Genomic DNA, 14,770 nt, shown 5'->3' on the forward strand with positions numbered 1-14,770 from the left:
GAACAAGCATTCACGGGTCCACACGCTCCCTGACGAATTCGGCACGGATGCTCATGTGCACATCGTCGCCGACAGCGGAGGACCATTTTGTTAGCCCGAAAGCTGCACGGCTGAAATGGCCGTCGGCGGAGAAGGCCAGCGTTTGGCGAGTGCCCGCCGGCTCGTGCGGGTCTGAGTCGAAGGTGACTGTGAGTGTGACGGGACGTGTCGTCGTGCGGATCGTTAGGTCACCTGTCAAAAGGCAATTCAGCGGACCGGTCCGGACAAGGCGAGTGCTGACGAAGTGAATGGCCGGATAGTGCATCACGTCCAGCATGCCACCGCCTTCAACAATTCCGGTGACAAACGGCGCGTTCGCTTCGAGGCTTGTCGCGTCGATCGTCACCATGACCCGGCCTGAAGCCACGCCCTCGAATCCATCGAGCTCGGCACCTATGCGGCTGAAGTGCATCGTGAGACTCGAGTGCCAGACGTTCGTGACGTCGAACGTCACACCCGAACGGCCTGGATCGAGTCGATACTGAGCCAGCGGAGAAGACACATCGACCGGATCGGCGCTAACCCCGGCCGCCGCACACGCAGTGCAGACAAACGTCGCAATTGCAATTGCGTGTGGCCTGAGACGACCGATGGACAGGCCACGTCGACAGATGGGGTTATGTTCCCGCACGCTCTACCTCCACTTTTCGGGATGCCCGCCAAGCGCGCTGCAGAAGTCGACAGCTATCGTGCGCAATTGACCCTCAGCCATCTGTGCTCGAGTCACTCGCACGGCCCCGTGACGCGCTGAGGGCACCGGGAAAACGCTCCGCATGCCCTCTTTATTCCGTCGCGTTTGAAAGTCGAAGCATTTTGTTGTGAATCTGTAAGGAAAAAATCTTCAGCAGCTGTGGAATAGGCATGCACGTGCGAGGTTTACCCACCAACACGGTGCGACCTCGGAACGAGCGAGCCGGGTCTGATCGCAGACGAACCACTTCCACGAAGCCTGCAAATGAGCCGAACGATAATTCAGCCTCTCTGGATCCGCACGACACACTGGATCAACGCGGTGGCGGTCGTGCTGATGGTGACAAGCGGCTGGCAGATTTACGATGCCTCGCCTGTCTTTGCGCGACTGACGTTTCCCGCGAGCGTGACACTGGGCGGATGGCTGGGCGGTGCATTGCAGTGGCACTTCGCGATCATGTGGTTGCTGGTCGCGAATTATCTCGTCTACATGTTCCTCAACATCCTGTCGAAGCGCCTCTGGAGAAAGCTTCTGCCGATCCGTCCCGGGGCGCTAGCAAGGGATCTTTCCGCCGCGCTGCGCGGCAAGCTGAAGCATGAGGATCTGGCGCGCTACAACGCCGTTCAAAAGCTGGCATATGTGGTGGTGATTGCGGATATCGCGATCGTGATCCTTTCCGGGTTGGCGGTCTGGAAATCGGTTCAGTTCCCCCTGCTGCGAACGCTCATGGGGGGATACGACAACGCGCGTGTCGTCCACTTCTTCGCCATGAGCATTCTCGTAGCGTTTTTCGTCGTGCACGTCGTCATGGTCGCATTCGTGCCGCGCTCGCTGCTCCTGATGATTCGCGGACGGTAATCGCCCATGCGCTCCGGCAAAAAACAAACCAATGCCTTTCTCGTCTCGAACGCAGATTCGATCATCAAGGACGCGCGCAGCGAATTGAAGAGTCCCGCGCGCAGATTGCTCGGCAGACAGATACTCACGCTCGGCGGCATTGCCATGCTTTCGGGCTGCGATCTCTCGAGCGACAAGTCGGTGAATACCATGCTGCGCAAGATGTCGTTCTTCAACGACCGCGTGCAGGCGCTGCTCTTCGATCCGAACAAGATGGCGCCGACGTATCCAGAGTCGATGATCACGCGGCCTTTCCCGTTCAACGCGTTCTATGACATCGACGACGTACCGGAAGTCGACCCCGCAACCTGGCGGCTTCAGGTAGGCGGACTCGCGAACGGCAAACGCACATGGACGCTCGCCGAACTGCAAGCGATGCCCCAGGAAAGTCAGATCACACGTCACATCTGTATCGAGGGATGGAGTGCGATTGGACATTGGGGCGGCGTACGCTTTTCCGAATTCCTGCGCCGCGCCGGAGCAGACATGACTGCGAAGTACGTCGCGCTCCATTGCGCCGATAACTACTGGACCAGCATCGATATGCCGACAGCGCTGCACGCGCAGACGTTGCTGACGTTGACCTACGACGGGGACGTGCTGCCGCCGAAATACGGCTTTCCCGCGAAGCTGCGCATGCCGACCAAACTCGGCTACAAAAATCCCAAGCACATCGTCGCAATCACAGTGACGAACGAGTATCCCGGCGGTTATTGGGAGAACCAGGGATACAACTGGTTTGGCGGTTCCTGAAGGGGAATCGGCCTTTTCCTCAACGTGTATCTGCTATACGGAGTATTCATGACCATTCGACTGAAAGTTGGCGCGGCCATTGCCGCAATGGCGCTTGCCGGCGGCGCGCTGGCACAAACGCCCGATGCCAAGCCAACGCGTATTCGCGGCAATGTCGTGTCTCTCGACGGCGATGTTCTCAAGGTCCATCGCCGCAGTGGCGATACGGTCTCGATCGCCCTCGCGGCAAATGTTCCCGTGTCGGCCGTCAAGGCGATGCAGCTCTCCGACATCAAGCCGGGAACGTTCGTCGGCACGGCCGCGACGACCGGCACGGACGGCAAGCTGACTGCAACGGAAGTCGTCGTTTTCCCGGAAGCCGCACGCGGCACGGGGGAGGGCCACTACGCGTGGGACCTCGGCCCGAACAGCACGATGACCAATGCGAATGTCGATACCGTCGTGCAGGGCACGGACGGCCGCAATCTCAAGCTGTCGTACAAGGGCGGCAGCAATGAGGTAACGGTGCCGCCGAATGTACCCATCGTCACGTTCATGCCGGCGGCGCGCGCAGATCTGGCGCCGGGCAAGCAAGTCTTCGTGGTCGCGAAGCCCGGGTCACAGGGCACGTATGCCGCGCAGCGCGTGGTGGTCGAAAAGGACGGCGTCGTCCCGCCAATGTAAGCGACAGCGTCGCGGCTCTCCCACCTGGGCGATGACTTTTGCCGAAAGCATGCTCATCGCCAGGTCGGAATGAGGGATGCTGCGAGCAGCACGCCCATCGCGAGATTGAGCATGCGCCAGTGACGCGGCGTTCGAAAGAACCGCGCGAGTAGCACGCCGAGCGCACACCAGAGTGCGAGCGACGCGCACGCAGCAACGCCGAATGCCGTGCCGAGCAGCATCGCGAGGCGGTTCGGATTGTTCGCGAACAGCGTGAACGACGCTGCCGCACCGACCGTCATCGCCCAGCTTTTTGGGTTGAGCCAGAGCAGCAGCAAACCGTTGACGAGCGTAACCGGACGCGCGGGGCCGTTGCCTGCACCCGGCGGCCCGCTACGCGCGATGCGCCACGCGAGCCACAACAGATACGCAGTGCCGAGCACCTTCACCGCCGTTTGCAGCGACGGGAGGGCGAGCAGCAAACCGCCTAGTCCAAGTGCAGCGACCGCAGCGAGCAAGGCAAGGCCTATCGCGATGCCTAGCATCAGTGGGATCGAACGTACGAAGCCGAAGCGCGCGCCCGACGCGGTGGCGAGCGTGGTAGCGCCGCCGGGCGTCACGGTCGAGACGGCGACGAAAAGCACGAGCGGCAGAATCGAGGTCATGGGTGCCCATCTGCGTGAGTGAGAGGTGCACTGTACGGATCGGCAACGCATCGTGAAAGGTAATAATATTGATGCGCTCCATTACGCGGAATAATGCATCGATGAGCCGGAACCTGGACCTCGACCTCATACGTACCTTCGTTGCCGTTGCCGATAGCGGCAGCATGACGGTTGCCGCGAATTTGCTGCACATGACGCAAGGCGCCGTGAGCCAGCAGGTGAAGCGCCTCGAAGACGTGCTGGATTGCCTTTTATTCGTACGCAAGACGCGCAAGCTGGAGCTTTCGCGCGAGGGCGAGGCGTTTCTCGTGAAAGCGCGCCAACTGCTGCGGCTCAACGATGAAATCTGGGCCGACATGACCGGCCAGCCGCTGCGTGGCGCGCTGCGTGTGGGCGTGCCTTACGACCTCGTGACGCGGCTCGCGCCCGCCATGAAGGCATTTGCCGAAGCCCATCCACACGTCGACATATCGCTGGTCTGCGCGGCTTCACCGGAACTCAGCGACGCAGTCGATAGCGGTCATGTGGACGTATCGTTGCTCGAATATGTCGCGAGCGAAGCGGCGGGCGAAGTGGTCGGCATCGAGCCCCTGGTGTGGGTCAATGGGCGCGGCAGCGATGCGTGGCGCAAGCGGCCATTGCCACTGTCGATGGTGGACGAGCACTGTGCGTTCCGGCAGGTTGTACTCGGCGCGCTCGCGGACAAGGGCATTGCGTGGCGCACCGTGTTCGAGAGCGGCAACATCGAGGCGACCGCTGCGACGGTGCGCGCGGGCCTTGCGATCACGGCCTGGCTCGCCTCCACGGTGCCGGTCGGTGTGGAGATGCTCACGCCTGAAGCAACCGGCTTGCCTGCGCTGCCTGCGTTCGCGATCTGCCTGCGATTTCCAGCGACAGTTCAACCCGCAGCGCAGGAATTCGCGCGCTATGCACGCGAATCGATGGCGAATGAACCAGGCACTCGGCGCGCGCAGCTAGCGAACATTGCGTGACGCACCCTACAAGCGCTACGGCAGCGTCTGCTGGGCGCGAAGCTGGTGAAAGCCTTCAACCACCTGCCTGCAGCCACGCTGGCACAGGGGCCGACGCCGCCACATGGCGGCAGGCGGGTCGAGGCATCCCGCTGACTAAGGCGCGATCCAGGTGCCGCGCCATTTCCCTTCATCAAACACGAGACTGGCCCGCATATGCCCCGCGGGATTCAGATCGAGGTAGTCGATTCTCGATACGGTCACTTCGACCAGGCAGAAGTTTTCGAACCCGTCTGTTGGGTCGAGATCTTCGCCATGCGCCGCAGCATGCGCTTCAGCGGGAGACGCAACCGGCGTCGCGGGCGCAAGCGGCGTGCGATAGACGATCAACGTTCGAGGTCGGCTTGCGTTCCATGCCGCTCTCGTTTCCGACGGCGCCTCGACAAGTCGTGCAACGCCATAGAGTCGTATTTGCACTCCAGCGTCAAGATCGCAGCCGATAAGCGATATGCGCGAGTCGCGCCGCAATTCAGCCACTTTCGTAGAGCGCACGTCGGTATGAAACATGACTGCACGCTGCTCGCGAGCGGCGCGTCGCAGCACAACCGTCCGCACGGCGGGTGCGCCGTCCAGCCCGATCGTCGCGGCCTGCAGTATCGTAAAGGGCGAGCGCTCCTTGCCGGCGTTTGCGCCGGCGTGCAGGCGAGCCCAGACCGCGTCGACGATCTGATCCATATCTGGCGCGTTACAGACCACGCACGATACCGCCATCGACTCGGATGTTTTGCCCCGTGATGTACCCCGCAGCATCCGACAAGAGGAACGCCACTGTTTGCGCGATCTCCTGTGTCTTGCCGAAGCGGCCAACCGGAATGCGGGCGACGATCTCGGGCGTTTCGGGCCAACTGTCGATAAATCCCGGCAGAACGGAATTGATTCGAATATTGTCCTTGGCGTAGCGATCGGCGTAGAGGCGTGTGAACGAACTCAACGCGGCGCGTAGCGCAGAAGAAACGGGCATGGCCTGCTCGGGCGCATCGGCGGCGAAGCTCGAAATATTCACCACCGCGCCGCCGCCTTGTTCGAGAAATGCAGGCGTCACACGGCGCAGCACGCGTGCGACGTTGAGCACGATGAGATCGAGCCCGAGATGCCACTGTTCGTCGGCGATAGAAAGCAGATCGCCCTTCGGTGGGTGCCCCGTGTTGTTCACCACGGCGTCGATGCGGCCGTACTTTTCGAGCGTTTCGCTAACGAACCGGTCGATACAGTCCGGATCGGTTACCGAGCCCGTAAAGCCGAATCCGCCCAGCTCTTTCGCCAGTTCGGCCGCGCTGCCAGAGGGCGACATCAAGGCCAGACGGTAGCCGCTGGCTGCCAGTTCGCGCGCGATCGCTGCGCCCATGCCCTTGCCGGCCGCCGTGACGAGTGCTACTTTTTCTACTGCCATGTTGCTCTCTCCTTGAATGGATTCAGCGCCGCAGCGCTGCGCTGCATGGGACTTCGTGCAGAAACTGTATGGCGTTATGATTGAATTGTCGAATGATGTTTATTATGGTCTGACAATAAAATTTCTACTGGCTCGCTATTGAACCGCTGCTGGCGAATTGCCGACTTTTCAGTAGCCAATATATCCGTTGAAGCACTCATTGAAGCCACGCCATCTGCCGCCGCTGAATGCGCTCCGCGCGTTCGACGCATCCGCCCGGCACCTCAATTTCCGGCTCGCGTCGGAGGAACTCGGCGTGACGCAGGGCGCCGTCGCGCAACAGGTACGGGTGTTGGAGGAAGCCCTGAATTTGCCCCTTTTCGCAAGGGGGCCGCGGGGGCTTGCGCTCACGACCGAGGGGCATACTTACTTTGCTGCCGTCCAGCGGGCGCTCACGATCGTCGCCGACGCGACCGAGGCGCTGAACCGGCGTTCGACGTCCCTCACGATCAGCACGACGCCGTCATTTGCTTCGAAGTGGCTGATACCCAGGCTAGCAGAGTTTGCCGAAACACATCCGGAAATCGACGTCCGGATTATTGCTGATGCAACGCTGTGCAACTTCAAATCCGATGGCGTGGATATCGCGGTTCGGCTCGGCAAGCCACCGTTCGCGAAAGGTCTCGTCAGCGACCTGCTATTTCCGCTACAGGTGTTCGCCGTAGCCAGTCCGCAACTGCTCAAGCACGACTGCCCGGTGCGCATGATCGCGGACCTGGAAAACTATGTGCTGCTGCACGATTCTCATGACCTGTGGCCGGAGTTTTTCAACGCACTGGGCTACGCAAACGGCATCGACACGCTGAAAGGGCCGCGCTTCAGTCAGTCGTCGCTTGCCATCGACGCCGCCATTGCGGGGCAGGGCATCGCGCTCACGAGCGAGCATCTTGTCGAGCGCGATATCGCAGCCGGAAGATTGCAACGCCTGTTCGACTTTTCGCTGCCACTGTCGCTCGGTTATTACGTGGTCCTCCCCCAGGGCAGCGTGCGATGGGAGACAAGCCAAAAGCTTCGCACCTGGCTGCTCGCCCAATTCCATCTGGCTTCGAAAGCGGCTCCTTAGCGCATTGACGCAGGCGTTCGCCGTCCGCAAGTTCTGCGCCAACATCCGCATCGCAACGCAGCGCGCGAGCGTGCAATGCCTCGCGGTGGGGCAGATCGTGCGCACGCATTCATCGTTCGATCACCTTACCGGTGCATAATGACTGAACCGCCGATGCAGTCGATGACTATCCGCCAAGGAGTTCGTCATGCTAGCGAGGAACGAAGAATTCGTCGCCCATCTGCTCTCCGACGTCGTGGAATTTGCGCGGGCGCGCTTGCCCGAGCCTACGTTCCAGATCGTCGAACCTTTCCTGCGGCACTACTACGATTTCGCCGACGCTGAAGATCTGCGCAGCCGCAGCATTGCCGACCTCTACGGCGCTGCCATGGCGCACTGGCGAACCGCGCAGCGCTTTGTGCCGGGCAGCGAGCGCATGCAGGTCTACAACCCGATCCTCGAACAGCATGGTTGGCATTCGGACCACACGGTCATTGAAATCGTCAACGACGACATGCCGTTTCTCGTCGATTCGGTTTCCATGGCCGTCAACCGCCTGGGTCTTGCGCTGCATTCCGCGCTGCACCCTGTATTCCGGATCTGGCGCGACAAGGACGGCGCAATTGAGCGCGTCGGCGAGGCCGGCGCCAGCGCCGGTGACGGGCAATCGCAACTCGCGTCGTTCATCCATTTCGAAGTCGACCGCTGCGGCGACGCAGCAAAGCTCGACGAATTGCGCCGCGATATAACCAAGGTGCTTGGCGACGTGCGGGCGTCCGTAGAAGACTGGCCGAACCTCCTCGAGGCCGCGCGCACCACCATCAAGACGATGAAAGCGCGCGAAACGAGCGCAGAGGACATCGAAGCGCGCGCATTTCTCGAATGGATGGTGGCCGACCATTTCACGTTCCTCGGCCAACGCGATTACGCGCTGGTTTCGCACGACGGCGGCTATGCCCTGCGCGGCGTGGAAGGCTCGGGTCTGGGCATTCTGCGCGAATCGCTGCGCGCGCCGGGCACGCCCGACATCACGCCATTGCCTCCCGCGGCGCAAGAGATCATCGCAGGCGCGTGGCCCATTTTCCTGACGAAAGCGAACTCGCGCGCGACCGTCCACCGGCCCGGCTATCTCGACTACGTGGGCGTGAAGCTCGTCGGCGCGGATGGCAAGGTGTGCGGCGAGCGCCGCTTCGTGGGCCTCTACACGTCGACGGCCTATATGGTGTCCACCGCCGAAATTCCGATCGTGCGGCGCAAATGCGCGAATATCGTGCGGCGCGCGGGTTTTCTGCCCAAAGGCCATCTCGGCAAATCGCTGGTGACGGTGCTAGAGACTTATCCGCGCGACGAGCTGCTGCAGGCGAGTGAAGACGAACTTTTCGACATCGCGCTCGGCGTGCTGCGCTTGCAGGAACACCAGCGCACGCGCTTATTTGTGCGGCGCGACCGTTTCAATCGCTTCGTTTCGTGCCTCGTATATGTCTCGCGCGACAAGTACAACACCGATTTGCGGCGGCGCATTGCGAACCTGCTCGTGGAGGCGTTCAACGGCGTTTCCGTGGAGTTCACGCCGCTGCTTTCGGAGTCGGCCATCGCGCGGATTCACTTCGTCGTGCACGCCGAGCCCGGCACGATGCCCGAAGTCGATACGAACGAACTGGAAGCGCGGCTCGTGCAGGTCACGCGCCGCTGGCAGGACGATCTGGCCGACGCGCTGCTCGACGCATTCGGCGAAGAGCAGGGCACACGTCTGCTGCATCGCTACGCCGATTCGTTTCCGCCCGGCTATCGCGACGACTACCCCGCGCGCACGGCGGTACGCGACATCGAACTGATCGAGCGCGTGCAGGGAACACAGCGCATCGCAATGAATCTGTATCGGCCCATCGAGGCGGGGCCGCGTACGTTCCGCTTCAAGGTGTATTGTGCGGGCGACGCCATTGCGCTCTCGCGCAGCCTGCCGATGCTCGAACATCTCGGCGTGCGCGTAGACGAAGAGCGGCCCTATGTGATCGAGGCGCCGTCCTGTGAGCCCGCGTGGGTCCACGATTTCGGCCTTGAACTTGCGGACGATGCCGAATTCGATATCGAGCGCGTGAAGAGCCTGTTCGAAGACGCGTTCGAAAGCGTGTGGACCGCGCGCATCGAAAACGACGATTTCAACCGGCTGGTGCTGCGCGCCTACCTGAGCGCGCGCGAAGTCACGATCTTGCGCGCCTATGCGAAGTATCTGCGTCAGGTGGGCTCGACCTTCAGCGACGCCTATATCGAGCGCGCGCTAACTGGAAATCCGGCGATCGCACGGCAGTTCGTCGAACTGTTCGTACTCCGTTTCGATCCGCGCGATGCAGCGGCGCGTGAGGAACGCACGGCGCTCATGCTCAAGGCCATCGAAAGCGCGCTGGACCAGGTGCCCAATCTCGACGAAGACCGCATCCTGCGCCAGTTCCTCGGCGTGATCAACGCCACGGTGCGCACGAACTATTTCCGGCGCGAAGCCAATGGCGCAGAGCGGCCCTCGCTCTCGTTCAAATTCGATCCGTCGAAGGTGCCCGGCCTGCCCGAGCCCAAGCCCATGTTCGAGATCTGGGTCTATTCGCCGCGCGTGGAAGGCGTGCATTTACGCGGCGGACGCGTTGCGCGCGGCGGCCTGCGCTGGTCGGATCGCCGCGAGGACTTCCGCACTGAAGTGCTCGGCCTCATGAAAGCCCAGATGGTGAAGAACGTCGTGATCGTGCCGGTGGGATCGAAGGGCGGCTTCGTCGTGAAGAACCCGCCGCCGGCGAGCGAGCGCGAAGCGTGGATGCGTGAAGGCGTAGCGTGCTATCAAACCTTCCTGCGCGGCCTGCTCGATCTCACCGACAATCTCGTGAACAACGCGATTCAGCCGCCGCCCGATGTCGTGCGCCACGACCCGGACGACCCGTACCTCGTCGTGGCCGCCGACAAGGGCACGGCGACGTTCTCGGACTATGCGAACGCGATATCCGTCGAATACGGCTTCTGGCTCGACGACGCCTTCGCCTCGGGCGGCTCGGTGGGCTACGACCACAAGAAGATGGCGATCACGGCGCGCGGCGCGTGGGAGTCGGTCAAGCGGCACTTCCGCGAAATGGGCGTGGATACGCAGGCCACCGATTTCACCGTGGTCGGCATCGGCGACATGTCGGGCGACGTGTTCGGCAACGGCATGCTGCTTTCGCCGCATATCAAACTCGTCGCGGCGTTCGATCACCGGCACATTTTCCTCGACCCCAACCCCGATCCGGCCGTGAGTCTCGCCGAACGAGCGCGGCTTTTCGCGCTCGAACGCTCGAGCTGGGCCGACTACGATCCCGCCACGATTTCGGCTGGCGGCGGCGTGTTCGCGCGCACCATGAAAACGATTCCGCTCTCAGCCGCGGTCCGAACGGCGCTCGGCATCGAGGCGTCGGCACTCTCGCCAACCGAGCTGATTCGCACGATCCTGCTGGCGAACGTCGATCTGCTCTATAACGGCGGCATTGGCACTTATGTGAAGGCCGCGCGCGAGACCAACTTGCAGGTCGGCGACCGCGCCAACGACGCCGTGCGCGTGAACGGCTCGGAGCTGCGTTGCAAGGTCGTGGGCGAGGGCGGCAATCTCGGGGTCACGCAACTCGGCCGGATCGAATTCGCCCAGCACGGCGGCCGCATCAACACAGACGCGATCGACAACTCAGCAGGCGTGGATTGTTCGGATCACGAAGTGAACATCAAGATCCTGCTCGGAATCGTGGTCGCCGACGGCGAGATGACAACGAAGCAGCGCAACACGTTGCTGGCGGAGATGACCGACGAAGTCGGCCTGCTGGTGCTGAGCGACAACTACTACCAGACGCAGGCGCTTTCGATCGCGGGCCGCTACGCCGTGGAGCTGCTCGATGCCGAATCGCGCCTGATGCGCTGGCTCGAACGCGCAGGACGTCTGAATCGCCATATCGAATTCCTGCCGACCGACGACGAAATCGCCGAACGCCAGGTCGCCAAACTCGGGCTCACGTCGCCGGAGCGGGCCGTGCTGCTCGCGTACAGCAAGATGTGGCTCTACGATGCACTGCTCGATTCGTCCGTGCCGGAAGATCCGCTCGTTGCGAACCTGCTGATCGACTATTTCCCGCAGCCGCTGCAGCAGCGCTTTAGCGAACCGATGCATCGGCATCCGCTGAGGCGTGAAATCCTGGCGACGCATTTGACGAACGCGCTTGTGAACCGCGTGGGTTGCGAATTTGTGCACCGCTTGATGGAGGAAACCGATGCGCAGCCCGGCGAAATCGTGCGCGCGTGCGTCATGGCACAGGACGTATTCGGCCTCAACGATATCTGGCGCGCCATCGACGCGCTCGACAACCGGGTCGCCGACGACGTGCAGGCGCGCATGTTTGTCGCCGTCGCGCGGCTGCTCGAACGCGCGGCGTTATGGTTCCTGCGGCACCTGCAGGCGGCTGTGGTCAGCAACGACGGCGTGAGTACGCTGCTGGCGCGTTGCCGCGACGCCGTGCAGCGCCTCGCGCCGCAATTGCCGGCGCTGTTGCCTGAAACAGATCTCGAAGCGCTCTCGGCACGCCAGGGTGAACTCGTGAACGCCGGTGTTGAAAATGCCCTCGCACTGCGCGTGGCTAGTGGCGATATTTCAGTAGCACTGCTCGACATTGCCGATGTGGCTGCCGCGTGCGATCAACCGCTCGAGCGCGTTGCGGCAGTGTATTTCGCATTGGGCACGCGGCTCAATTACGGCTGGATTAGCGAGCGAGCCGCGACCTTGCCCACGCCGACGCATTGGGACACCATGGCGCGCGCGGCGGCGCTTGCCGAGGTGGCGCACCTCAAGCGCGCGCTGACCACGAGCGTGCTTGCGCAAGGCGCCGATTCCGCGAACCCGCAAACGCTTGTGGACGCATGGTGCGCGCAGCACGAGGCAGCGCTCGAACGTTATGCGCAGTTGCTTACGGAGCTGCGCGCGTCCACTGGCGTGAGTCTTTCGGTGCTGCTCGTTATCGTGAGAGCGATGGCGGCCCTCGAAAGGGGCTGAGGACCTGAACGACGGCGCCGCAAGCGGCCGCTCAAGCGGCGGCCGCTTCGGTCACCGCGTGCGTGCTCGCCACGGCCGCCGCATGCTCGCGAATCAGACGATAGACCGTTTCGCCGGGCACCGTCTCCGACTCGAGCAACTGATCGGCGATCGCGCGCAGCACCGGCTCGTTCGCACGCAGCAACGCGAAACACGCGTCGTTGAGTTCGTGCAGCAGCGCGTTGGCGTGCTCGATCGCGCTCTTTAACTGCAAGCCCGCGACCTGCTGCGGCAGCGCGGCGAGGCTGAACAGATTTCCGTCCGCGTTGAAGCCGTGCTTCGATACCATATCGAGGCTGATGCGCGAAGCCTCCTGCAGATCCTGCGCCGCGCCGCTCGATGCTTCGCTGAACATGAGCAGTTCCGCGTTGCGGCCGCCCAGCAGCACCTGGATCTCGTTGCGCATTTCCGTCTCGCGATACAGGTACTTGTCCTGCATTTTCGTGATCAGCGCCACGCCCAGCGCGCCGCCGCGCGGCAAAATTGTGACTTCTTCGAGCACGCCAGTGCCGAGGAGGGCGGCGGCGAGGCCATGTCCCGCTTCATGGATCGCAATGCGCGTGCGCTCGTCGTCCGAAAGCGCGCGCTCGGCGCCGTTGACGTCGCCAATGCGCGCAATCTTGATCGCTTCGAGAAAATCCACCGCGGCCACTTCCTGCTTGCCGGCCTTGCGCGCGACGAGACCCGCCTGATTCACGATCATCGAGAGCGTGGCCGGCGAAAGGCCCGTGGTTAGCCGCGCGAGCTGGTTGAAATCGATGTCGTCGGCTTTCGTCTTCAGATTGCCGGCGTAGAAGCGCAGAATCTCGGCGCGATCCTCCAGGTCGGGCAGACGCACCTGCACCGTGCGGTCGAAACGGCCGGGGCGGCGCAGCGCTTCGTCCAGATTGTCCGGGTGATTGGTCGCGGCGACGATGATCACGCCTTCGTTCGATTCGAACCCATCCATCTCCGCGAGCAGCTGGTTGATGATGCGGTTGCTTTCCGCCTCGACCGGGCCGCCGCCGGTGTCGGTCCGCTTGCCGAGACCGTCCGCCTCGTCGATGAAGATGACCGTGGGCGCGTTCTTGCGCGCGAGTTCGAACAGGCGCTTGACCTTCTGAATGCCCACGCCGTAATACTTCGCGCTGAAATAGCTGCCAGTGATGGCGATGAAGTTCGCGCCGCATTCGCCTGCAAGCGCCTGCGCGAGGCGCGTCTTGCCGACGCCCGGGCCACCGGTCATCAGCACGCCGCATGGCGCGCGCACGCCCATGCCCGTGAACTGCGCCGGCTCGGTGAGCCACGCACGCACGTCGGCGAGCGCGGCTTTGGCCTCGCCCGCGCCAATCACGTCGTCGAAGCGCAACGCCGGGGACTCGCCGAGCAATTGCGCGCCGCCGCCCATTTCGCGGCGCATGAACCAGAACAGACCGCCCACCATCAGCACGGGAAGCAGCAGACTGAGTGCGTCGCGCAGGCCGTCCAACGCTTCGGTCCACCGTGCGGCGCCAATGCGCACATCGGCGTGAGGCAGCCAGACGAGCTGCCAGGGCGGCGTGGCGCCCGGCTTCAGATCGCCGAGCAGCAGGGCGTTCGAGAACGCGCCGTTATGATCGGCCACATAATATTGTTCGCCTTTGAGCGTCGAGACGAGAATCGCTTCGCGGCTCACACCGATAGCGGCGACATCGCGGTCGTGAATATCGCGCAGCAATTCCGAGGCGTCTTTCTCCCGCTTCGTCCAGGGCGATGTGTCATGCCGCATTTCGCTGGCAATGCCACCAAGCGCCGCAGGCTGGGACTGCGTGAGATTCGCTTCATGCCGCCAGTAGAAGAAGCCAGCCGTTGCCGCGACTGCGGCCGCGCAAACACCCAACGCAATGTATCGGCCAAAGCGTGACCACCGCGAATTACTTGCCGGTTTCATGAATCTATTCCTGCCTCGCGCCGCGATGGCGACGCCAGATAATCTATCGTGGGACCGGAGGCGCAAGAACGTCTCGCCTTGCGTAGTCCGTAGATGTTCAGGAATACGAAAACGACCCTTTTAATCGCGCTGCTCCATTGAAATTATGCCTGCGTTGTGCGGCGCGCGAAAAAAGGGATTGGCGGATAAATGCCTTTTAATCCGGCGATTTAGCGCGGTTGTGCGTTTTTTTGAGGGGCGGGATCGGTGCTTTGTGTATGAGCGTGATTGAGGTGATGAGGGGACATTAATCTGTTGCGATTCGTATTTTACATAACATAAATTATCAACTTTTTCACTGTAGGAGCTATATCCTAATGTCGTGTTCTGGCTCATTAGAAATGTCCGATTCCTGCCCTGGTTGACGCGCACGCTCGCGTGAGGCGTCGACCAGGGGTGAACGATGAACGGACGTGATTCCGAGGCCACGCGTGCGTATCTGGAGCGTTACGGCAAGCCGGTGGCGCTGTACAGCGACAAGGCCAGCGTGTTCCGCAGCGTGAGCGCTGGCAAAACCGGGCGCAGCGTGACGCACTTTGGTCGC

Annotated in this window: 11 protein-coding genes; 6 read left to right on the top strand and 5 right to left on the bottom strand. The window is 62.4% G+C overall.

Annotation, left to right across the window (positions count from 1 at the left end):
* Positions 1 to 10 precede the first annotated feature (10 nt).
* Positions 11 to 670 (bottom strand): YceI family protein, encoded by a 660-nt coding sequence (locus tag U5A65_RS40260; RefSeq protein ID WP_321939745.1) that lies wholly within the window; start codon positions 668 to 670, stop codon positions 11 to 13.
* 324 nt (positions 671 to 994) lie between these two features.
* On the opposite strand from U5A65_RS40260, the gene U5A65_RS40265 reads away from it, so the two are divergent.
* Genes U5A65_RS40265 through U5A65_RS40275 form a run of 3 tightly spaced genes read left to right on the top strand, consistent with a single transcriptional unit; the run spans position 995 to position 3,043 of the window.
* Positions 995 to 1,588 carry a cytochrome b/b6 domain-containing protein gene (locus U5A65_RS40265; protein ID WP_321949641.1) on the top strand — a complete coding sequence of 198 codons (594 nt, stop codon included), beginning with the start codon at positions 995 to 997 and terminating at the stop codon, positions 1,586 to 1,588.
* Positions 1,589 to 1,594: 6 nt separating this feature from the next.
* On the top strand, positions 1,595 to 2,380 hold the full coding sequence (locus U5A65_RS40270; protein ID WP_321949643.1) for a molybdopterin-dependent oxidoreductase: 786 nt from the start codon (positions 1,595 to 1,597) through the stop codon (positions 2,378 to 2,380).
* 48 nt (positions 2,381 to 2,428) lie between these two features.
* Complete coding sequence (locus U5A65_RS40275; RefSeq protein ID WP_321917969.1) at positions 2,429 to 3,043, top strand: hypothetical protein; 615 nt, start codon at positions 2,429 to 2,431, stop codon at positions 3,041 to 3,043.
* Between the two features lie 53 nt (positions 3,044 to 3,096).
* On the opposite strand, the gene U5A65_RS40280 is transcribed toward U5A65_RS40275, so the two are convergent.
* Positions 3,097 to 3,687: a LysE family translocator gene (locus tag U5A65_RS40280; protein ID WP_321917970.1), complete on the bottom strand. Its 591-nt coding sequence runs from the start codon at positions 3,685 to 3,687 to the stop codon at positions 3,097 to 3,099.
* A gap of 101 nt (positions 3,688 to 3,788) precedes the next feature.
* On the opposite strand from U5A65_RS40280, the gene U5A65_RS40285 reads away from it, so the two are divergent.
* Positions 3,789 to 4,679 carry a LysR substrate-binding domain-containing protein gene (locus U5A65_RS40285; RefSeq protein WP_321949644.1) on the top strand — a complete coding sequence of 297 codons (891 nt, stop codon included), beginning with the start codon at positions 3,789 to 3,791 and terminating at the stop codon, positions 4,677 to 4,679.
* A gap of 135 nt (positions 4,680 to 4,814) precedes the next feature.
* Here the strand turns inward: U5A65_RS40285 and U5A65_RS40295 are convergent, their stop codons facing one another.
* Together U5A65_RS40295 and U5A65_RS40300 are read right to left on the bottom strand one after the other, a co-directional pair.
* Positions 4,815 to 5,393, bottom strand: a complete 579-nt coding sequence (locus tag U5A65_RS40295) for a pyridoxamine 5'-phosphate oxidase family protein (protein WP_321949646.1) — start codon at positions 5,391 to 5,393, stop codon at positions 4,815 to 4,817.
* Between the two features lie 10 nt (positions 5,394 to 5,403).
* Positions 5,404 to 6,108 carry an SDR family oxidoreductase gene (locus tag U5A65_RS40300; protein WP_321917975.1) on the bottom strand — a complete coding sequence of 235 codons (705 nt, stop codon included), beginning with the start codon at positions 6,106 to 6,108 and terminating at the stop codon, positions 5,404 to 5,406.
* 187 nt (positions 6,109 to 6,295) lie between these two features.
* On the opposite strand from U5A65_RS40300, the gene gcvA reads away from it, so the two are divergent.
* Both gcvA and U5A65_RS40310 read left to right on the top strand, forming a co-directional pair.
* Complete coding sequence (gcvA, locus tag U5A65_RS40305) at positions 6,296 to 7,210, top strand: transcriptional regulator GcvA (protein WP_321939752.1); 915 nt, start codon at positions 6,296 to 6,298, stop codon at positions 7,208 to 7,210.
* Positions 7,211 to 7,397: 187 nt separating this feature from the next.
* Complete coding sequence (locus tag U5A65_RS40310; protein ID WP_321949647.1) at positions 7,398 to 12,239, top strand: NAD-glutamate dehydrogenase; 4,842 nt, start codon at positions 7,398 to 7,400, stop codon at positions 12,237 to 12,239.
* Between the two features lie 31 nt (positions 12,240 to 12,270).
* Here the strand turns inward: U5A65_RS40310 and U5A65_RS40315 are convergent, their stop codons facing one another.
* On the bottom strand, positions 12,271 to 14,187 hold the full coding sequence (locus U5A65_RS40315; RefSeq protein WP_321949650.1) for an AAA family ATPase: 1,917 nt from the start codon (positions 14,185 to 14,187) through the stop codon (positions 12,271 to 12,273).
* Positions 14,188 to 14,770: the final 583 nt, after the last annotated feature.

Origin of the sequence: Paraburkholderia sp. J10-1 (genome assembly GCF_905220165.1) — a bacterium.
Classification (GTDB): Bacteria; Pseudomonadota; Gammaproteobacteria; order Burkholderiales; family Burkholderiaceae; genus Paraburkholderia.